Here is a 21,693-nt window from a genome sequence, read left to right as displayed (position 1 = left end):
CTTATACTCATATTTATATCTTCCCTTTATAATTTTATAGACCTTTGAAAATAGCCTACATAACCCTAATATTTTACCTAAAATAAACTATTATTGCAAGATTAAGAAAATTAGGTATAATTAATATATAAGTAATTTTTATTATTTAGAGAAATGACTTTAAATCTAATGAACGGGGATAAGTTAGGTAACTTTTATGAAAAAGAAAATCGACAATGCCAAGAAAAATTTAGAGTCCAAAAAATTCTATCATATTTTTATAGACAGTGCCAACAAATTAGCCAAGGACAGGGTATCCGAATACGCAGCAAGTGCCTGCTACTTCATTGTTTTAAGTATCCTACCCTTCTTAATGGCGCTCTTAAGTTTAATGCGATATTTACCAGTCACAAGTCAAGACTTAATAGAATACATCGTTCCAATAATTCCTGCATCCCTACAGCCCATAGCCGCTAGCTTTATAACTAGTGCCTATCAATCATCCGCATCCATTACTGTTGTTACAGCAATTGCGCTTATCTGGGCCGCCGGAAAAGGATTTTTTGCAATGATTAAGGGACTCCATCAAATATATGAAATCGAAAACTATCCAAACTGGCTCTTTATGCGAATCATTTCAAGCATTTCAGCAATCATTTTTATATTCATCATTGCTGCAAGCCTTTGTATCCTTGTCTTTGGTAATTACATTTTTATGTTCATAATAAAATATTTAAATCACATTCCTTTTATTTCGGACATTTTTGGTACCATTCTTTTTAGTAAGAATCTGCTTTTACCAATATTTTTAAGTATTTTATTTACCTCCGTATTTACCATTATCTCAAGGAAAAATACAAACTTTTTACGAGAGCTTCCAGGAGGAATTTTTGCCGCTGCAGGTTGGTTACTTTTCTCCTACCTCTACTCTTTATGGGTAGAAAATTCGCCAAACTTTTCTTTAATGTATGGTGGTCTTTCAACCCTTGTAATCGCACTAGTTTGGGCATACTTTTGTCTCTGCATTATCTTTATTGGAGCCGAGATTAATATGTTTCTTCGACGTCACATTTATTCAAAAAAAGCGTAGCCAAAAGTTAGAAAAGAATTTTTCTTCCTAGCTTTCGACTACGCTTATATTTTTCTTTTTATAAAAATGTGTCGCTTACTTTCAACTCATTAACTCCAAAGCATCTATGTCACATTTTCAAAATCCTATAGAGTAAGTCTCTTAGCAGCTTCCATGGCAAGTGGGCTTCGAACAGATTCATTTCTATCAAAGACTAACTGTGCACATAGGTTACTGCCTCGCATCTTCTCAGCAGCAAATACAAGACCGTTATTAATCTTATCAAGCTTTGGATTATCAATCTGGTCAGGATCGCCGGCAACAATTACCTTTGTTCCCATACCAGCTCTTGAAATAATCTCCAAAATCTGGCCAACTGTGGCATTCTGAGCCTCATCAATAATTAAATAAGAACCAGTAATTGAACGACCTCTCATGTAAGCCATTGAGCAAATTTCCAAAATTCCATCCTCAAGCAAATCATCGATCTGAGTATGAATCATATCCATAGATTCATTTTTCTCATTACCCTTAAGTAAAACCTCAAGGTTATCGATAAATGGTGCGACAAGAGGTCCCATTTTCTCCTCAAGAGTTCCTGGTAAATAACCGATGTCTGCATCTGAAAGGACGTTGTTTCTTGTAATCATAACCTTTTGATATCTAACATCTCCTCTTCCACCCTGACTATAGCTTTCATCAAGTCCAGCAGCAAGGGAAAGAAAAGTCTTTGCACAACCTGCAGGTCCACGAAGGATTACTAATGGAATCTCTTCTGGTGGCGCCATTAGGGCATAAAGTGCAAATTTCTGCGCTACATTTTTTCCTGTTATACCAAAAGGATGCATGTTATCTTTGATTCTATAAAGCACGTCACCTCTGCAAATCGCAAGGGCTGTATCTGTGGGTTTATCTGCGTTTCTTACTAAACAAAACTCGTTTTCCTCAACTTTTACTTCTCTGTCATCGTCTTCATAAAATTTAAATCCATCAAGGACTCCTACACTTCCACCAGTTATTAACTCATTAAAGGATTTTCCATCAACATAGGCCTCGCATCTGCCTGTGTAAATGTCATCCTCGTTATCAATTTCTTCGTTGTGATAACCCTGCGTCTCAACTCCACAACAAATTGCATTAATACGCATCGAAACGTCATTAGTAATTAAAATAACCGGAGCGTCTGTCGTCTTTGCTCTAGTAATTACGGAACTAATAATACGATTATCGGGCTTTTCAATGCTAAAACCTTGAGGTAGATTTTCCTTGTTAATTCCATCTGGATCAATAATAAATCTACCGCCATGAGGAAGTGGAATTCCCTCTAGATAGTCACCATCATGCTTTAGTGCATCAATAAGTCTAATCGCCTCTCTTGCATGATAACCAACTTCGCCAGGGGCAGTCTTCTTACTATCAAGCTCCTGCAATGTGGTAGATGTAATAACAACATCATTGTCATCAAAGCCATAAATGGAATTTGGCTGTTGAATTAAGATATTGGTGTCTAGTACGTAGGTCTTTGTTACACACTTTTTCTTAGCCATATTCAGTTCTCCTCTTCACGATTTATAGTTTGATTCTTCACCCTCCAAGAAGATATCTAACTTTATTTCTAGTTAAATTATATCATATCTTAACTTTATTATAAATAAAAGGATATAAGGATTATGGAAAATAATGACAAGAAACTTTTTGAGTTTCTGGGGATTAAGCTTCTTGGTTATGCCGGAACTTTCGGCCGCAACCCGCTTATTTACTGCCTTTTCAGGTATCTTAAGCTTCTCGGTTATGCCGGGACTTCCGACTGTGACCCGCTTGCTTACTGCCTTTCAGGTATCTTAAGCTTCTCGGTTATGCCGGGACTTTCGGCTGCGACCCGCTTGCTTACTGACTTTCAGCTATCTTAAGCTTCTCGGTTATGCCGGGACTTCCAGCTGTGACCCGCTTATTTACTGTCTATTCTGGGAATGTTGACCCTAGCCTGACTTTTTACCCTCATTAGGTCAATGATTCTTGAATTCTGCTTATTCAATTTTAATCCCTATAGGGAATTTTTTTCGCATTAAGTCAATCGCCCCCAAAAAAGCTCCTAAAAAGCTTACTTTTTTAATCCTAATCGAAGACTTTTTCGCCGCTAGGTCAACAATTGAAAAATCGACAAATTTAAAACAAGAAAAAATTGACCTAACAGGATAATAAACTCCCGTTAGGTCAATCCCACAAGCTTACTGCCTTTCAGGTGTCTTAAGCTTCTCGGTTATGCCGGGACTTCCGGCTGCGACCCGCTTGCTTACTGACTTTCAGCTATCTTAAGCTTCTCGGTCATGCCGGAACTTCCGGCTGCGACCCGCTTGCTTACTGACTTTCAGCTATCTTAAGCTTCTCGGTCATGCCGGAACTTTCAATCGCAACCCGCTTATTTACTGCCTCAACCCTACGATATCCTCTTAATAGACTGTCCCGGTAAATCAAGGAAATCTCTTCTATAATCCACACCAAAGTACTCAGCAAGCTTAACCATATCCTCATCCTTTATAGTGTTAATTTTCTCCTTGCCTGTAGCCTCTGTTAACATATAAACTTTAGCTGCTTTTTCAACTGTCTCAATAAGTCCAAAGGTTTCATCAAGACTTTTGCCAGCACCATAAATTCCATGAAGAGCCCAAACTACAAGTCTAAACTCCTTCATTTTCTTGGCTGTGGCTTCACCAATTTCATTAGTGCCACAAAGCATCCAAGGAAGAACACCAACCCCATCTGGGAAAACCACTATACACTCAGTGCACATTTCCCATAAAGTATGAGTAAATTTCTTCTCATCTAACTCATGGATATAGTTCATAGCAAGAGTGTTAGTTGGATGAGAATGAATAATTACTCTATTTTCAGGGTCCACAGATAATCTTGCCATGTGACTCATTAAGTGAGCCGGAAGTTCACTTGTGAATTTCGAACCATCTTCAAAACCCCAAAGAAGCTCTGCACTATGACCGTCTTTAGCAATCCTTATAATTCCGAGATTATTTTCAGGTTCCTTCTCAACATTTTTAAAATATTTACCTGTACCTGTAACAATAAAAATCTTTCCAATTAAAGAATCTGCCTTAAAGCCCATATCAATATTTCTAGAAATTTTTGATAAATCTAGATATTTAGCTACTTCCTCTTCCTCAAGCAAATAACTAATATTACCGCCATTTCTTTCATCCCAGCCAAGTCTATACATATTAGCTGTTGTGTCGCACATTTCCTTTACAAATTTAGCATCTAAAATGTCCATTTTCTCCTCCCAAATAACAATCTTTTCATATATTTATTCTATCCATTTATTCTATCTCCAATGGAGATACAAAGCTCTCATCTGCTGCCACCATGCCACTCTTATTTGCATTTGACTTTGGCGATACATTTTCAAAGGAATCAACTCGTTTAGAGAGCACTTCCTTCTCGTAGCGAACCACTTCACTATAGTAGTCATCCACCACGCCTTCGCGTCTAAGATACTCCTGCCATACATCGCCAAATGGCATTTCCTTTAACTTCTCATGCATAACCATAAGCTTTGTAAAGTCTGATTTATTCTGTAATTCTTTTAAAGACTTTGGTTCAAGTAAGGCATAAAGTAAGGCTTTTTCAAGATTTCTAAGACCTGTAGTCCAAGCAGAAATACGATTGATAGAAGCATCAAAGTAATCTGTAGCAATAAAGACTCTATCAAGTGCATTAGCTCTTACGATCTCCTTGCAAATTTCCTTAGTTTCATCATCAAACAAAACTACATGGTCACTGTCCCAACGAACAGGTCTAGTAATATGGAGGGCTAAGCGCTCATTAAAGAGAAGCATTGAGCTAATCTTGTCAGACACAAGCTCCGTTGGGTGATAGTGACCGTTATCCATAAGAGGGGTGATGCCTTTATTAGCTACGTAGTTCATGCAAAATTCTGCAGAACCCACTGTATAAGACTCAACACCAATACCAAAAACCTTAGATTCAAGGCAAATAAAAACCTTGGATTTATCATAAGAAATAGATAAAATTTCATCTAAGGACTTTTTAAATCTAGCTCTAGGACCTAGTCTATCTGCAGGAATATCCTTATATCCATCAGGAATCCAGATATTCATAAGACAAGGCTTGCCAGTTTCTTTTGCAAAATATTCTGAAATTTCAATACATCTTTTACCATGCTCTACCCAAAAATTTCTTACCTCTTCATCCGGTGAAGATAAAGTAAGTCCATCCTTTACCATTGGATGCGAGAAAAATGTAGGATTAAAATCAAGTCCTAAATTATGCTCCTTAGCGAAATCTACCCATGGTTTAAAGTGCTTAGGACAAATGCTATCTCTATCCACTTTCTTACCATTAATCATTTCTCCCTCATCAATAATTGCATAACTTGCATGAAGATTTAGCTTTTTAGCCCCAGGAACTAAAGAAATAACCTTAGTAATATCCTCCATTAATTCCTTTGGGTTTCTTGCGCGACCCATGTAATTTCCTGTTGTTTGAATGCCACCAGATAAGGCTTCCTTAGAATCAAAGCCTACAACGTCATCTCCCTGCCAACAGTGAATTGAAATAGCCACATCCTTTAATTTATCAAGTGCGGCCTCTGTATCTACCTCAAGGCTTTTGTAAATTTTCCTGGCCTCTTCATATCTTTTTACTACGTCCATAATCCCTCCGAAATGTTTTAAATACAATTTTTACCTAACTTACCGTCCTAATTTTCATAACAGGAACATTTATTAAGTTAATATTTTTCATACAGTCTTTCTTCATATCATATCTTTTTATTTCAAAAGATTTTCGAACTAATTCTCTTGCCTCTAGTAAACTAAGTACCTCTCCTGTAGCTATCATACTTGCTAAAATGTTACCAATAGCTGTAGCCTCTACAGGTCCTGCAAAGGTAACTAGTCCGGTTTCTTTAGCTGTCAATTCATTTAGTAAATCAGCATTAGAACCACCGCCAATAATAAAAAGTTCCTTATACTCTTTTCCTAGTAGCTCTTCTATTTCCTCCTTTGCCTTTCTATAACCTCTAGCTAAGGATTTGTAAACTACTGCTGCAAGTTCGCCAAGACTTTCTGGAACTTGTTGCTTCGTATTTTTACAAAAATCTTTTATAGCTTCTGACATAGATTCTGGTGCTAGAAACTCATTAGAATTCACATCCACAATTGACGGGAAATCCAAATTTTCTCTAGCTAATTCGCATATCTTTGAAAATGTATACTCATCCCCAAACTCTCTTTTAAGCTCCTGTATCATCCAAAGTCCCATAATATTTTTTAAGAATCTAAAGCGATAGTTAAAGCCACCCTCGTTTGTAAAGTTACATTTTCTTGCTTCTTCTGTTAAACAAGGGCTTAAATTCTCACAACCAAACAAAGACCAAGTACCAGAACTAATATAGAGTACGTCAGACTTTAAACTTGGAAGGGCTAGAATAGCAGAGGCTGTGTCATGGCTTGCACACATACAAACCTTTGCTCTAAAACCAATTTCTTCTGCCATTTCCTTAGTAAAATCAGAAAGAATTACTCCCGGCTTTCTTAAATGTAAGAAAATTTCTTCAGGTAATCCAAGAGCCTTTATAAGTCCGTAATCCCAGTTCTTTGTGTCAGGATCTACAAGGCCTGTAGAGCTTGCGTTTGTGTACTCATTTACCTTAACGCCAGTTAATTTAAACTGGAAGTAGTCTGGTAACATTAAAAATGTTTTTGCTTTTTTTAGACTTTCTTCTTCCTGTAACTTTAAAGCCATAAGCTGATAAATGGTGTTAAAAGGCTGCTTTTGAATGCCTGTCCTTCTATATAAGCTTTCACTATCTATTATTTTTTCAACCTCAAGATCAATATCCTTAGTTCTATTATCTCTGTATGCGTAAACATCTCCGATTAATTCATCCTTTTCATCAAGCAAGCAATAATCCACCGCCCAAGTATCAATGGAGATGTATTCTGGTATCTTGCCTAAGACATTACACATCTTAAGACCGATTTTTATCTGATCAAAAAGATAATCTATATCCCAGACTTTATGTCCGTTTTTATTAGTCATTGCATTTTTAAATCTGTAAATTTCTTCTAAAATTAATTTACCATTATCTATGTGACCTAAAATATGACGGCCACTTGAAGCGCCAATATCAATGGCTAGATATAATCCCTTCATTATCGCCCCTCCCTTTGCATCTTTATTCTTTATCTTTAATAAGCAACTTAAGCAAGAAGCTTAAGCAAATCAAAAACTAGCTAAGATAAAATACGTTTTTTAAATCATCTTGAACCGGGCTATTATCAGCATTAACTTTCATTAAAGGTGCCATATAATCCCACCATTTTTTATTAATTGGAGTCTTTGCAATCTCCTGCCACTTTTCCTCGCTTTCCACCTCCACATATCCGTAAAGAACGTTAGTGTCCTCATCAAGGAAAATTGAATAATTATGACCTCCATGACTTCTAATTACTTCCTTCATTTCCGGCCAAAGTTTTTGATGTCTCTCTTCGTATGTTTTTGCGCACCTAGGATTTAGGTACATTTTAAATGCTTTTCTAATCATGTAATAACGCCTCCGCTAAAGCCAAAATTGTTAGTGACTGTCCATATGCCATTGGGGCAATTAGGATATTTTTATAGTGGTTTGCATCATAGCCCATACCTGTACCACCTGAAACGTTAAGAACTGTTCCGTCCTCATCGATATTTTTCAAGATAGCTTTTATAGCCTTATCAGCTACGCAAAGATAAGAATCATCTAAGATTCCAAGTCTAATACCCTTTAAGATACCTGCTGTAATAGCTGCAGAACCTGAAACTTCCTCGTAACTTGACTTATCATCAAGAACTGTATGCCAAAGTCCTGATTTAGCCTGTAATTTCTTTAATGCATTTGCTTGCGCCTTATAAGTATCAAGGATAAATTCCTTAACTCCGGCATTCATTGTGCCCTTGAAACATTCGATGTAATCAAGGATTCCTAGAGTGAACCAGCTATTTCCCCTACACCAGAAGATTCCGCCGAAATTATTCATCTCATTAAAAGTCCAACCGTGATAGAATAAGCCGCTTTTTTTATCATAAAGATATTTAATATGCATAAGAACCTGATGAATGGACTCATCTATCCAATCCTGACGATTGTATTTTTGTCCCATCTTATTAAGGAATAGAACTGTCATAAAAATGGTGTCGATCCACATTTCATTTTCATTAAGACGAACCCCTTGTCTATCCCCGTTAGCACTTGTTACATGCTGGAAGCCTCTCTCTTTAGTTCTTGGTAGACAATTCATAAGCCAATCTGCCCAACTAAGACAAAGCTCTTCAAATTCAGGATCCTTGTAACACTCGTTTAACTCCACAAGTGTAAGAAGAGGTGTTGTAGTGTTTATGTTTCTTGATGGAAGGCCGGCACTTATATTTTCCTTAAACCAGTTATATAAAAACTCCTTGTAGTTGTCGTTATTCTGGTACTTCATAATCTTTAGAAGGCCTAGTAAACCAACCCCCTGTGGCCAGTCCCACTCTTTTATTCCAAAGTCTCTTTTAAAGAAGCCCACTGCCTCACCCTTTTTTGCAAGCTCTGCATCATCTTTTGTTTCTGAACCTAAATTCATTAGTTTATTAATTACAAGATCTAATTTTTCTTCGATTTCTTTTCTGCAATTATTTTTAATACCCATAAAATTTCCTTCTTATCCTAATAATATTTTCAAAAAATTGTTTAAGAAAAAGGGCCTTGTAAAATTCCCGTAGGATTTACATTTTCACAAAGCCCTTAAAATTTCTACACTCGTCAAGACTCGCTCGCGAGTCTTGCGCGCCGGATTCGGGTCTGCTTCAGCAGACAAATTCCTGTCCGAATCCGTGCGCATCCTCGCGGAGCGTTTAACTCAGTCGGAGCTTGTTCTCCGACTGAGTTAAACTAGCCTAGTAATCCAAGAATACCTGGTAGCCACATACTAAAGGCTGGAATAAATGTGATAAGTAAAAGTGCTGCCACAATTACGCCAAAGTATGGTAATAACTTCTTTATAACGTCTTCAACTGAAAGCTTTGAAACACTACAACCTACGAATAATACGCTACCAACAGGTGGTGTGATTGTTCCGATTGAAAGGTTCATAACCATCATTACACCAAACTGAATTGGATCCATACCAAGTGTCTTAATGATTGGTAAGAAGATTGGTGTGAAGATAAGTAATGCTGGTGCCATATCCATAAATGTACCAACGATAAGTAAAATAAGGTTGATGATAAGTAAAAGTACAATCTTATTTGATGAAAGACTAAGTAATGCTGCTGAAATAGCCTGTGGAAGGCCTGTAAATGAAAGCACGAATGAAAGTACTGATGAAGCACCAATAATTAACATTACGATAGCTGTCATAACTGCTGTTTCTCTTAAAATCTTAGGAAGATCTCTAAACTTAATGCTCTTATAAACAAAGCAAGCTAAGATAAATGCGTACACAACCGCAACACCACTAGCTTCAGTTGGTGTAAAGTAACCTGAAAGGATACCACCAATGATGATTACAATAAGGAATAAGCTTGGAATTGCATCCCAGATTGTCTTTAAAACGATTTCCTTAGTTAACTTATCTCTCTTAATTACGTAGCCGTGCTTTTTGCTATATACAAATGCAACTAACATACAGAAGAGTGCCCAAAGTAAACCAGGAATCCAACCAGCCATAAGAAGTGCTGCTACTGAAACACCACCACTTGCTGCTGAGTAAACGATAAATGAAGCTGTTGGAGGAATAAGCTGTCCAACTGGAGCTGATGCAATATTTACTGCTGCTGAGAAGGCCTTATTATAACCCTGCTCTTCTTCAAGTGGCTGCATAACACCACCAATAGCTGTAGCTGCTGCAATACCTGATCCTGAGATTGAACCAAACATTGCGTTACCTGCAATATTTGTCATAGCAAGGGAACCAGGAACCTTACCTAAAACTAGCATGGCCAGATTTATCAGTCGTTTTGCAATACCGCCGTTACTCATAAGTAAGCCTGCAAGTAAGAAGAAAGGAACTGCAAGTAATGTGAAACTATCGATACCTGTTACCATTTTCTGTGCTGATATAAATACTCCAAATTTAGGAGTTAAAAACATTGTCAATGTAAGTAATGCCGATGAAATAATGCTAAATGAAACTGGAACCGACAAAGCCAGTAACAAAAAGAATGTAATTACTAAAACAATTGCTGCTTGAATTTCCATAAAATCCCCCCTATTTAAACTGCCTTCTTAAAACTTGGAGCCTCTTCCTGCTTTGATGCATTTTCATTATGAAGCTCAGCTCTAAAGTCTTTAATATGCTTAACAATCTTATCGATACCGTAAATTACCATTAAACAACCACTAATTGGAACGCAAACATAGTAAACTTCCATTGGAAGCTGCATAGCTGCTGATAACTGGCCTGCTGCATTGCCTGTTACCATGATGCCACCAACAATCATTACAAGTACGCAAAGTGCAACTACAAAGACATCCACGAATAACTTAACTAATGCATCGTTTTTCTTAGTATTTTTATTCATGAAAATGTTAATAGCTAGGTGTCTGTCCTGACCATAAGCATATGGAACGCCCATGAAGGTTACCCAAATCAACATATATCTAAGTAATTCTTCTGTATATTTACTTGGATCGTGGAGGATAAATCTTGTAACTACCTGCCATACGCAACCAAGAACCATGCCACAAACAAGAACGCTTAGTATAAATTCAACTGTTTTGTTCAAATATTTCATAACTCTCTCCCATCTCTACTTAATTAGCGTAGCTTTGAATATCATCATAAAGTGCCTTGTATTCTTCGCCTCTTGCACAGAACTCCTCATGAATTGGCTGAACTGCTTCAATAAATGCTGTCTTATCAATATCTCTATAAACATGAACTCCCTTTGACTGGGCTTCCTCAATAGCCTCTGCCATCATGTCGTTGTAGACACTTACGAAGTTGTCATTAGTCTCTTCTAAGGCTGTGATTAAGCACTGTCTCTGTTCTTCAGTCATCTTATCCCATGTCTTAGTACTGATTATGAAAATGTCTGGAGAAAATTGATGTTCTGTATATGTATAAGACTTTACTAAGTCCTCATGTCCATCAACTGTTAATGCAAGTTCTGTATTTTCAGCACCATCAACAACTCCCTGCTGAAGTGATGCATATGTTTCTGAACTTGCCATTGGTACTGGTGTACCACCCATCTTCTCGATTGTATCCATTGATGTTGTACTTGCCATTGAACGAATCTTTAAACCTGAAAGTACACTTGGATCTGTAACTGCCTTATCTTCTTTTAAGTAAAAGTTTCTAGATCCATTTGCATAATAACCAATTGCAATGAAGCCATATTCTCTAGTATCTGTAAATAAATTCTTGATTTCACTACTTTCTCTCATTGCTGTGTAGTAATGCTCCTGGCTCTGGAAAAGATATGGAACAGAAAAGATTGCGTATCTGTCATCAAACTGTCCTAATGTATTAGAACTTACCTTTGCCATATCAAGGATTCCTGCTTGTACCATTTCAACTTCAGAACTTTCTGTTCCAAGTACGCCACTAGCAAAAATCTTTACGTTAATTGTGTCATCTGACTCTTCTTTTGTGAATTCAGAGAATTTAGCTATTGTTTCTGCAATCTCTGAACCTGCTGCCTGATTGTGTGCTAACTGAATAACTAATTTGTCCGAATTTTCGATTCCTTTTACGCTAATAAATGTTCGACCTACAATTATCAAACATAAGATTATGCATAAAAACCCCAAATATTTCTTTTTGATTTTCATGAAAAACCTCCCTTATATATTCTTTGCTTAACCCTTTAATATTTAACATATAGCTATCTGTTGGTCACATTATATCATTAATGTTTTTAACTTTTCTTAAACTATATTGCGGGATGGTGGGGAAATTCAAACTATATTGCACTGTTGGGGGATGAAGAAGGGAAGTGTAGAAAAATGGAAGTTAGAAGGGACTACGAAAAACACGCTCCCGCTTGGCGCAGCTCGGAGCAGATGCTAAGCCCTCTTTACGGGCTTCGCCCTAAAGATGGCAAGCACTGCCGGCTGCACACAGATTTTTCTTTAGTCCCTCCTAACTTCCTACTTCACTTCATCTCCCCCGCGGGAAGGGGCGCCCTAGCTAGGGCTTTAACTAACCGGAAATGTAGTGTGGACGAGTGGGTGGGGATACGGCAAATGTTGGGTTGGGGTACGACAAATGTGCTTCGCTGTTTGTCTAACGGAAGGTTTAGTTTAACGGACGGCAAACTAGCTTCGCGTTTGTCTACCGGGAAGTGTAGAGTTGATGTACGCCAAATGCACTTCGTTATTTGGCTACCGCGACTTAAATAGATTTTAAAGGACATACGCCAAATGCGCTTCGCTGTTTGGCTACCGTGAAAGGAAATAGTTAGGACGCCAAAGTTGCTTCGCCTTTGGCTGGGTAAAAAGAATCCCATCTCTACATTGCTTTAGAGATGGGATATTTTTATGTTTCTTTACTATTAAATATAGTCTGAATCATCTATAGTATTTAATTCTTTCTCACCATAGGTCACGCTATGATGGCTTTTCTTATATTTTAATGGTGTGATATTCATAAACTTCTTAAAGACTCTTTCAAAATATGTCATGCTTTCAAAGCCTAGTAAATCTGAGATTTCTAGGATGCTTTTATCTGTTGTTTCTAGTAGATCTGTTGCTTTTTTTATTCTGAAAATGTTTACGTATTCTGTGATTGTAAATCCTGTGTATTCTTTGAAAATTCTACAAAGGTAATATTTGCTTAGATAGAGTTTATCTGAGATTTCTTCTAGGGAAATCTGTTGGGTGTAATTTTTTTCAAGGTAACTTGAAATTCTAAATACTGTTTGGGCTCTTGCATCGTCTCGCGGACTTGCTACATTTTCATTCTTAGAATAGCTTTGTGAAAAACGCGATAACCATGCTAGTAGATAGACTGAGATTCTATCTTTATAGCCTGATTGTTTCTTAGTAAATTCGTGGCGCAAATCTCTATATAGGTTTAGAAAGTTTGCCCTTTGCTCGTCATTAAAATGATATATGCCATAATTTTTATGAAAAAAATCTACCAAGTTTAGGCCTGGATACATTTTATCAAAGACACACATCTGCTCGTAATCGATGTAGAGAATTACTCGATTGTAGCCGCTATCGTCCTCATCCACAGTTCGTGTGGTGTGAACTAGATTTGTATCAATAATTGCAAGGTCCCCAGCATATGCATTATACGATTTGTTATCGAAGAAAAACTGACGTTTACCTTCAATTATATAGAAGAACTCATATTGGCTATGAAAATGTTTCACCTTCATATCAAACTTTTGATACCTGATGAGCTGCTCCACCGAAACCCCATCTACTTTTCCGAAAAATGTTATTTTGTTCTCAACTTTATTCAATCCCATACTCAAGCCTCCAAAACTAGAAAATAATAATTAAATAGGATGTCTTATTTTATCATTAAATTGTTTAAGAATTAAACCTACTTTTTTAGGGTTTTTAAAGAATAGCTATGACTAGAATACTAGAAATGTCTTGATTTTTCATACTTTAAGCCTAGCTATAGTCCTTATTAAAGACCTTAAGGGGAAATTAATCAAGGATTTTCTAGGTCAAAAAAGTCTAAATTCTAATTTGTAGCCGCGCACAAAAAAAGTTCCATACTTTCGTATGGAACTTTAATAATCTTTTATAATATCTCCCAGAACGCCGTCCGCCTACGGTTTCGACTCCTAGCAAAGCCAGGTGGGTCACCGCAACTATACATCTGCCATCCACTCTAAGGAGGCTCGACATCAGCATAGCGATATAGGAATCCCGTCGAATAAATGTAGGATCAAAATAAGTAGGTTTGCGAACGCCCCAGGAATTGATATTCCCGTATTCATTTCTCTAAAGAGATTGCTCTCTTAACTTACGTTTATTATGGCACTATTACTGAAAAAAGTCAATATCCTAATAGTACAAAAGGACTAGTAATAGTTAAAAAGTATTAGTTTTTATTTCTTTTTTATAGTCTTTGGATAGTCGATGTTTTCAATATTTTCTGCTGAAAGGCTAATTGCTTCATTTATCTCATCTTCTGAGACTTTCATCTCTGCTGCAACTTCCTTTACAGTAGGCTTACGACCCAAGTCTTCCATCATGCCCTTTGCGAAATCATTGACCTTATTAACCTTATTTAAAATCTTACCAGTTACAAGGTTTGCGTTGCCTTCTTCATCAAGAAGCATATCAAGAGCATCTTCAATCTCTGACTTAACAGCCTTGTTGATTTCTCCTAAAACATAAAGTAAATCTTCTGTTGAGCCTTCCTTAACCTTATCTTTCCACTCGTAGTTATTAAGCCACTTCTTCTCGCCAATATATGACATCATGGCTAAATTTGCTTCCTGAACAAGATCAGAGGCTAAAACACCCTTATTTCTATAAGGTGTGATCCACTCGATAACCTTCTCTAAATATGATTCACTAAGGATTTCAAGGGATTCCTTGTCGTTATCTTCAACGATGTTCATAAGTAAGAAGGCCTTTGAAGTATCTGATAAAGGCTGGATTCTTGCAAGGTCATCTAAGTATAACTTAAGGTACTTCTCATCTTCTTCATAGTTAAGATTGTTGGCGATTTCCTTTGCCACGTTGGCATCTTTTTCGTCTACGTCTTCCTTTGATGAAAATAAATCAATGCCCTGAATTGTTACATTTTCATCATCATCCTTAGATTCTTCCGACTTTGTCTCATCCTTAAACATCTCTTTAAACTGGTTGTCTTCTTCACCAGAAACTGTGATGTTGTGGGCAAGTAAATATCCAGTAATCATTCCCATCTTTGTCTCATCAAGGGACAAATCCTTGAAATAACTGTTGATATCGTCTTGATTTATTATATTGCCATTGACTTTGGCGTATTCTTTTAAGCTGTTAAGGGCTTCCATAAAGGCTGCCTGATTGTTATCTGCCATATTACCTCCGATAATTCGTCTTCACATTGCAACTCTAAAAGAGTTGCAACAGTTTTATAGAACCGTCCAGCATGAGATTTTGCTTCGCAAAACTGCTGGAGGCTACATTGCAACTCTTTCAGAGTTGCAACAGGGGGAACCTCATGCATTAGATGCCTTCGGCAGCATGAGGCTACATTGCAACTCTAAAAGAGTTGCAACAGGGGGAACCTCATGCATTAGATGCCTTCGGCGGCATGAGGCTACATTGCTGTTAAAAATTAACAGCAACATTAATTATAACAGTAAATTGCTATTCTGCAAAGTACATTAGCCTTCTTAGTTGCCTTATTTAAGATTAATTTTATAAAAATTAATTTATACTTTCTCCCATTAAATTGCAAGTTCGTGTATTATATGAATTAGGCGTGATTTTGCAAGAAAAGAATGGAAACAATCATTGACAAAAAGCATATTTTTGCTTATTATTAAAATGTTTGTAAATTCTACTTTGTAGCCAAAAAATGCTACAAATAAATATGCCTATGAAGACTAGATATATGCTAGCTTTTAGGTGTATTACAATTTAATCGTTTGTAACAAAATTTTAGAAGGTGAGGAGAAAAATATGAGAATCGCTCTTATTAATGAGAACAGCCAGGCTGCTAAGAATAGCGTAATTTATGATGCTTTAAACAAGGTAGCTAGTGCTAAGGGACATACAGTAGATAACTACGGTATGTATTCAGCAGAGGATAACGCTCAGTTAACATACGTTCAGAACGGTATCTTAGCTGCAATCTTACTTAACTCAGGAGCTTGTGACTTTGTTGTTACAGGTTGCGGTACAGGTGAAGGTGCTATGCTTGCACTTAACTCATTCCCAGGTGTAATTTGTGGTCACGTTGTAGACCCTTCAGATGCATATATGTTCATGCAGATTAATGATGGTAACGCTATCGCTCTTCCATTTGCAAAGGGCTTTGGTTGGGGCGCTGAACTTAACCTTACATATATTTTCGAGAAGTTATTCGAAGGTGAACCAGGTGGCGGATACCCTAAGGAAAGAGTTGTTCCAGAGCAGAGAAATAAGAAGATCTTAGACGGCGTTAGAGCTGTTACACTTAACCAGGATTTAGTTGAAAGCTTAAAGAAGCTTGATAGCGACTTAGTTAAGGGCGCTGTTGCTGGTGAGAAGTTTGCTGATCTCTTCTTTGCTAACGCTAAGGATGAGAAAATCATCGAATACGTTAAGACTTTAAGAGCTTAACTAATAAATTTCATTGTCGAAACCTCATGCATTATTTATGCATTTGGCTATATAATGCTTTTATCATAAGCATTATATTTATAAAACGTAAAGTAGCATCTTTTTCATAGGTCCCCCCTTATAAAAAAATTTACTACTTTACGTTTTTTTATTATAAAAAAGAGCTCATTAAAAATGAGCTCTTAAGAAGGTATATTTTGCAAGGTTTAAACCTTTGCAAGCTTTAATTTGTTTGGCTTTTAGCCAATAGTTTTTGTAGAAAATTTCTACTCTACTATCTTATCTCAATTCTCTTGGGCCACCGCCTACGTCTAATGCATAGAAGGAAGCCTCGATTCCTGTTTTCATAGTATATTCTTTAGATACATTTTCAATAAAGGCATCTACATTCTCGTCCTTGACTAAAGATACAAGGCAGCCGCCAAATCCAGCTCCTGTCATTCTTGTACCAATAACGCCCTCCTGCTTACTCTGAGCATCAAAGAGAGTGTCTAGCTCAAGGCCTGTAACCTCGTAATCATCACGAAGTGATAGGTGAGACTGAATCATTAATTGTCCGAATTTTTCAATTTCGTTATTATTAAGCGCCTCCACAGCCTGAATTGTTCTGATATTTTCAGTGACTGCGTGTCTAGCTCTACGATAGTTTACCTCTTCCTTTATGAAGTCCTTGTTTCTCTCAAAAGTCTCAAAATCAAGGTCACCTAAAGTTTTAATGTCCTTGCACTCTTCACTTTCCTTAAGCATCTCTAGTGCTGCTTCGCACTCTGCTCTACGCTCGTTATATTTTGAAGAGCCAAGACCTCTTTTCTTATTTGAGCAAGTAATTACAAGCTTTACACCATCAAGTTTAATTGGCACATACTCGTATTCAAGGCTTGCTGTATCAAGATAAATTGCATGATGCTTCTTACCCATAGCAATGGCAAACTGGTCCATAATGCCACAGTTGACGCCGCAAAATTCATTTTCAGCCTTCTGACATAACTTGGCAGTTTTAATCTTGCCCATCTTAATGCCGTAGAGCTTAATCATGGAAAAGCAAGTTAAAACCTCAATGGAAGCTGATGAGGAAAGTCCTGAAGAACTTGGTAAATCTCCCCATACAAGCATTTCAAAGCCTGAGGAAAATGCAACTCCACTCTTTTTAATCTGGTCAATAACTCCCTTTGGATAATTTGTCCACCAGTCGCTTTTATTGTATTTTAAATTGTTAATTCGGCTTTCAATAATTCCGTCCTGATCATAATTTAGCGAGAAAAATCTAATCTTAGAATCCTCTCTTTTTCTAATGGCCGCATAAGTTCCAAGAGGAATTGCACATGGGAAAACGTGACCACCGTTATAGTCTGTGTGCTCTCCAATTAAATTAACTCTTCCTGGAGCAAAGAAAACTCTTACGCCTTCACTATCGCCATAAACTTTAGCGAATTCTTCAAGCATTTTCTTCTTTGTCATAATCATCCTTCTCCTTTAACTCTTCAATAAAGAATATTCTTGAGGCATAATCCTGATAAAAACGTACATCCCCATCAAAACCTGTAGCTGCATAATTATTGTGTAGCTTAATTGGAGCGTTATTAATAAAACTTCCACTAAGTACAAAATCTTCCACTTCTCCATCCATTTTCTTGAATTTAGAAATTATCTTATGGATGTTAGAACCCGGTCTAATGTGAATTGGAGATACTGCATTTATCAAATCCCCGAAATGTTTTATGTCATACTTTGCTGGCATATTATAAATGTGATAAAGCTTATTATCATCAAGGCCCGTAAGTCGAAGCGAAGCATTTGGCTGATTAGCAACTGCCTTGTCCTGCATTGTAAAGGCAAGGGCTCTTTCCTTATCCTTTGAAACACATATCCACTCAAAGACATGATTATTAAAATCTGTCTCTTCGCCGTTTTTAATTCTTATATAATCACCAGTAAATATCAAATCTCTAACTGATTTATAGACTTCTATTTCTGTCTTTAAAATCTCAAGCTCCTCATCCTTTAAATCTGATAAGTTAAGCTCTAAGCCTAGCATTGCAAAGCTTGCCACATTAAATCTAGTTTCTAGTAAGGTCTGTCTTAGGGTCTGATGATTTGGACTAGCAGAAATGTGTGCTGCAATTACTGACATAGGGTAGCCATAGCTATAGCCTGTCTGAATATTAGCTCTACACCAAGGATCAGTATTATCTGATGCCCAAATTTGTGACATGTAAGATAAAATTCCTAGGTCAAATCTATTGCCCCCTGATGCGCAACCTTCAAATAATACATCTGGGAATTCCTCTACAATTCTTCTTAAAATGTCATATAAACCAAGCACATATCTATGAGCAAATTCCCCTTGATTAGATAGGTTAAAGCCATAATAATCTGTGAAAATGCGGTTCATATCCCACTTTACATACTTAATATTAGCAGATGATAATAAATCAAAAATTCTAGCAACTAGATAATCTCTTACCTCTTCTATTGTTAGATTTAATATTCTTTGATTTCTACCCTCAGAGTGCTCAATTCCAGGAATATCTACTGCCCAGTTTGGATGACTTCTGTAAAGTGCCGAGTCTACATTTATCATCTCAGGTTCAAGCCAGATACCAAAATCTAGACCTAGGTCATTAATTTTCCTACAAAGACCTGAAACTCCGTTTGGTAGCTTAGTTAAATTTACATCCCAGTCACCAAGTGAGGACTTATCATCGTTTCGATTGCCAAACCAACCATCATCCATAACAAAGAGTTCCACGCCAATTTTTTTAGCTTCCTTAGCCATATTAACTAACTTAGTTTCATTAAAATTAAAATAGCAAGCCTCCCAGCTGTTTAATAAAACTGGACGAACCTTCTTAGCCCAAGTTCTTCTAAGAACATGTTCTCTAATAAATTCATGGAAGTTATGAGATAGGCTATTAAGTCCATTTTTTGCAAATGTCATAACTGCCTCAGGGCTCTCAAATACTTGTTCCGGTTCGATTCTGAAATTGAAATTATTTGGATTTATACCCATTACAAATCTTGCCATACCATAAGCATTTTTCTCAGCGCAAGAATAATGGTTTCCACTATAAATTAGGTTAAAGCCGTAGCTCTCTCCTGCAAATTCTGTTGTGTCTCTTTTTTTCAAAATTACAAGAGGATTATTTCTGTTACTTGAGGTTCCTGTAAAGGAAGAATTAACAAGCTTATTCTGACTTAGCTTAGTAAAATTCCTATTCATTTCTCTAATCCAAGCCCCAGTGAAATTAAGCATTTCAAGGTCTTCACCCTCAAGGTCAAGATTTAGTGAAAGAGCTCTATTAACCTCAATAAAAGACTCCTCTTTATTTATAATTTTAATTCTTCTTGTTATACAATCCGTCTCGTAAAACAAGTTATAAATCATCTCAATATAGATATTTCTTTGCTTATCCTTTAAAGTAACAATAAGCTGACTATCACTTGAATGTGCCTCTGGCATCTCTTTTAAGTGTCTATAGCCATTACTTGCATAGCCTTCAATTAACTCATGACTATCATAGATAAAGTCATTAGAATTTGAACCATCAATATTAGTTAAAATGACCTGACTTTCTCTAATATCACCCTTACCCATTGTAGATAATTCAAGGGCTGTATCTTCAAGAGCTAAATAACTATATTCATTTGAATAGCTAATAGTATTGCCTGCTAGATACTTACTAAAGCCTAGTCTTGCCTTAATAGCATTCTCATCAAATTCTAGCCTAGCACCATAATAAAGATGAAGTAAATGTCCGCTTTCATTTACTGCAAAGGCGTAACTTGTATTGCGACTTTCAATAACAAAAGCTCTATTTACTCTTTGATCTTTAACATCAAAAATCTTTATCATCGCAATCCCTCCATTTTCGTTTTAATTAGAAAATGCATCCTAAAGCCGCGGCTTCGGACACATTTTCTAGTAAGATTAGTCCCTCTAAATTAGAATCTAGAAAAACTAAGCGTTTAATTTCTTAACCTGCTCATTGATTTCTTCAATCTTTTTATCTGTTAAAATGTACTTCTTCTTAAACCAGATAAGAGCGATAAATAAACCAATTATAGGAATGATTGTCATTGTTGTTCTAAGGCCGAGTCTTGAGGCAGCTGATACATTTTCACTAAAATCAATAACTGCTTCAGCATCAGTAACTTCTGTTCCGCTCTGTAAGTTGTTAAGTGAAAGGCAGATAGATGCAACGAAAGCTGCAATACCTGATGCTAACTTAACTACAAAAGTCTGCATTGAGAAAATAACCGACTCATCTCTTCTACCTGTCTTTAACTGGCCGTAATCTACTGTGTTAGCTAGGAATACTGTTGTAAGTACCTGTAGGATTCCGTTGGCTGCAAAGATGAAGAAGCCAGGAATGAAAAGGATAAATACATTTGTCATGCTTGTAAAAGCAATGCAAAGAAGTGATGCATAACCGATAATTGCAAATCCTAAGCAAATATAGAAAATCTTTATGTTACTAAAGAATTTTCTAAGTAATGTGTAAAGGAACATCATTGATAAAATCTGAACAGCTCCGCCAAACATGTTAAAGAGTGTATAGCTGCTAAACCATTTTGTTCCGCCAAAATCATACTTAAAGAAATAGATAACAAGGTTTGATGTAATATAAACCGCACAGTTAATGAGTACGATTGCAACTACAACTGTCATAGCCTGGTCGTTATTAATAAGTGCCTTAAACATTGCGCCAACAGATGGTGTTTCCATGTCTACACTTGATTTTTCCTTGATTGTAAATACTGTAATTCCAATAAATACTACAAAGAGGATTGCAATAATAAATGCAAGGTACTTAAAACCTACTCTTTCGTTGTTGCCACCAAGGGCATGAACAAGCATCATTGTAAAGATTGTAATGATTGCTGAACCAACGCCTGCGCATGATCTTGCAAGAGTTGTAAGGCCTTCTCTTTCCTTACCACCATTAGTGAAGGCTGGAATCATTGACCAATATGGGATATCCATCATTGTATAAGTTACACCCCAAATTATGTAAAATACTGCAGCATAAGCTGTAAGTCCTGCTCCATCAAGGCTTGGTGGACAAGCAAACATAAAATACAAAATGATTGCGTTAGTAACTGTACCAATTAAAAGCCATAATCTAAAACGACCAAATTTTGACTTTGTCTTTGCAACGATAACTCCCATAACAGGATCATTAAAGGCATCAAAGATTCTTGCTGCCAATAAAATAATGCCCATTGCAACTGCGCTAACCCCTAATACATCCTGATAGTAATACAAAATATAACTAGCAGATAACATGTAAACCATGTCCTTACCTACGGCTCCTAGACCGTAAGCTAACTTTTCTTTTAAACTAAGCATAATTTTTACCTC

17 protein-coding genes and 1 other RNA gene are annotated in these 21,693 nt (G+C 36.7%); 3 read left to right on the top strand and 15 right to left on the bottom strand.

Annotated elements, in window-relative coordinates; all coding sequences use genetic code 11:
* Nucleotides 1–196 precede the first annotated feature (196 nt).
* Entirely contained in the window at nucleotides 197–1,069 is an 873-nt protein-coding gene (locus QVA17_RS04230; protein WP_287386674.1) for a YihY/virulence factor BrkB family protein, read from the top strand.
* 125 nt (nucleotides 1,070–1,194) lie between these two features.
* Here the strand turns inward: QVA17_RS04230 and QVA17_RS04225 are convergent, their stop codons facing one another.
* Nucleotides 1,195–2,595 (bottom strand): PhoH family protein, encoded by a 1,401-nt coding sequence (locus QVA17_RS04225; protein WP_287386673.1) that lies wholly within the window; start codon nucleotides 2,593–2,595, stop codon nucleotides 1,195–1,197.
* Nucleotides 2,596–2,718: 123 nt separating this feature from the next.
* Between QVA17_RS04225 and QVA17_RS04220 the strand changes: the two genes are divergently transcribed.
* On the top strand, nucleotides 2,719–2,958 hold the full coding sequence (locus tag QVA17_RS04220) for a hypothetical protein (protein ID WP_287386672.1): 240 nt from the start codon (nucleotides 2,719–2,721) through the stop codon (nucleotides 2,956–2,958).
* A gap of 527 nt (nucleotides 2,959–3,485) precedes the next feature.
* Here the strand turns inward: QVA17_RS04220 and rhaD are convergent.
* The 11 genes from rhaD to QVA17_RS04165 all read right to left on the bottom strand — a co-directional run bounded on the left by rhaD (nucleotide 3,486) and on the right by QVA17_RS04165 (nucleotide 15,082).
* Nucleotides 3,486–4,331, bottom strand: coding sequence for a rhamnulose-1-phosphate aldolase (gene rhaD, locus QVA17_RS04215; protein WP_287386670.1), 846 nt, complete (start codon nucleotides 4,329–4,331; stop codon nucleotides 3,486–3,488).
* 46 nt (nucleotides 4,332–4,377) lie between these two features.
* A complete protein-coding gene (locus tag QVA17_RS04210) occupies nucleotides 4,378–5,733 on the bottom strand; it encodes an L-rhamnose isomerase (protein WP_287386669.1) in 1,356 nt (451 codons plus the stop codon).
* Between the two features lie 34 nt (nucleotides 5,734–5,767).
* A complete protein-coding gene (gene rhaB, locus QVA17_RS04205) occupies nucleotides 5,768–7,237 on the bottom strand; it encodes a rhamnulokinase (protein WP_287386667.1) in 1,470 nt (489 codons plus the stop codon).
* 76 nt (nucleotides 7,238–7,313) lie between these two features.
* On the bottom strand, nucleotides 7,314–7,628 hold the full coding sequence (gene rhaM, locus QVA17_RS04200; protein ID WP_287386665.1) for an L-rhamnose mutarotase: 315 nt from the start codon (nucleotides 7,626–7,628) through the stop codon (nucleotides 7,314–7,316).
* On the bottom strand, nucleotides 7,621–8,751 hold the full coding sequence (locus QVA17_RS04195; protein WP_287386664.1) for a glycoside hydrolase family 88/105 protein: 1,131 nt from the start codon (nucleotides 8,749–8,751) through the stop codon (nucleotides 7,621–7,623). Before QVA17_RS04195 ends, rhaM begins: the two co-directional genes overlap by 8 nt.
* A 242-nt stretch (nucleotides 8,752–8,993) precedes the next feature.
* Nucleotides 8,994–10,301 carry a TRAP transporter large permease gene (locus QVA17_RS04190; RefSeq protein WP_027430626.1) on the bottom strand — a complete coding sequence of 436 codons (1,308 nt, stop codon included), beginning with the start codon at nucleotides 10,299–10,301 and terminating at the stop codon, nucleotides 8,994–8,996.
* 14 nt (nucleotides 10,302–10,315) lie between these two features.
* Complete coding sequence (locus tag QVA17_RS04185; RefSeq protein ID WP_051195339.1) at nucleotides 10,316–10,837, bottom strand: TRAP transporter small permease; 522 nt, start codon at nucleotides 10,835–10,837, stop codon at nucleotides 10,316–10,318.
* A gap of 19 nt (nucleotides 10,838–10,856) precedes the next feature.
* A complete protein-coding gene (gene dctP / locus QVA17_RS04180; RefSeq protein ID WP_287386662.1) occupies nucleotides 10,857–11,879 on the bottom strand; it encodes a TRAP transporter substrate-binding protein DctP in 1,023 nt (340 codons plus the stop codon).
* Nucleotides 11,880–12,601: 722 nt separating this feature from the next.
* Nucleotides 12,602–13,525, bottom strand: a complete 924-nt coding sequence (locus QVA17_RS04175; protein WP_287386660.1) for an AraC family transcriptional regulator — start codon at nucleotides 13,523–13,525, stop codon at nucleotides 12,602–12,604.
* A gap of 289 nt (nucleotides 13,526–13,814) precedes the next feature.
* A non-coding RNA gene (gene ssrS / locus QVA17_RS04170) (6S RNA) lies at nucleotides 13,815–13,992 on the bottom strand.
* A gap of 127 nt (nucleotides 13,993–14,119) precedes the next feature.
* Nucleotides 14,120–15,082 (bottom strand): sigma-70 domain-containing protein, encoded by a 963-nt coding sequence (locus tag QVA17_RS04165; protein WP_287386658.1) that lies wholly within the window; start codon nucleotides 15,080–15,082, stop codon nucleotides 14,120–14,122.
* 607 nt (nucleotides 15,083–15,689) lie between these two features.
* On the opposite strand from QVA17_RS04165, the gene QVA17_RS04160 reads away from it, so the two are divergent.
* Nucleotides 15,690–16,331, top strand: coding sequence for an RpiB/LacA/LacB family sugar-phosphate isomerase (locus tag QVA17_RS04160; RefSeq protein WP_027430621.1), 642 nt, complete (start codon nucleotides 15,690–15,692; stop codon nucleotides 16,329–16,331).
* Between the two features lie 279 nt (nucleotides 16,332–16,610).
* Here QVA17_RS04160 and QVA17_RS04155 read toward each other — a convergent pair whose 3' ends face one another.
* From QVA17_RS04155 to QVA17_RS04145, 3 genes are all read right to left on the bottom strand, one after another.
* Nucleotides 16,611–17,789, bottom strand: a complete 1,179-nt coding sequence (locus QVA17_RS04155) for a galactokinase (RefSeq protein ID WP_287386656.1) — start codon at nucleotides 17,787–17,789, stop codon at nucleotides 16,611–16,613.
* Nucleotides 17,767–20,184 carry an alpha-galactosidase gene (locus QVA17_RS04150; protein WP_287386654.1) on the bottom strand — a complete coding sequence of 806 codons (2,418 nt, stop codon included), beginning with the start codon at nucleotides 20,182–20,184 and terminating at the stop codon, nucleotides 17,767–17,769. The genes QVA17_RS04155 and QVA17_RS04150 overlap by 23 nt, the downstream gene beginning before the upstream one ends.
* A gap of 105 nt (nucleotides 20,185–20,289) precedes the next feature.
* Nucleotides 20,290–21,684 carry a glycoside-pentoside-hexuronide (GPH):cation symporter gene (locus tag QVA17_RS04145; RefSeq protein ID WP_287386676.1) on the bottom strand — a complete coding sequence of 465 codons (1,395 nt, stop codon included), beginning with the start codon at nucleotides 21,682–21,684 and terminating at the stop codon, nucleotides 20,290–20,292.
* Between the last annotated feature and the right edge of the window lie 9 nt (nucleotides 21,685–21,693).

It is taken from the genome of Lachnospira sp., from assembly GCF_016290755.1.
In the GTDB taxonomy this organism is placed as follows: Bacteria; Bacillota; Clostridia; order Lachnospirales; family Lachnospiraceae; genus Lachnospira; species Lachnospira multipara.
Note: the sequence above shows the minus strand (reverse complement) of the source record. Positions and strands in the feature narration are given on the sequence as shown.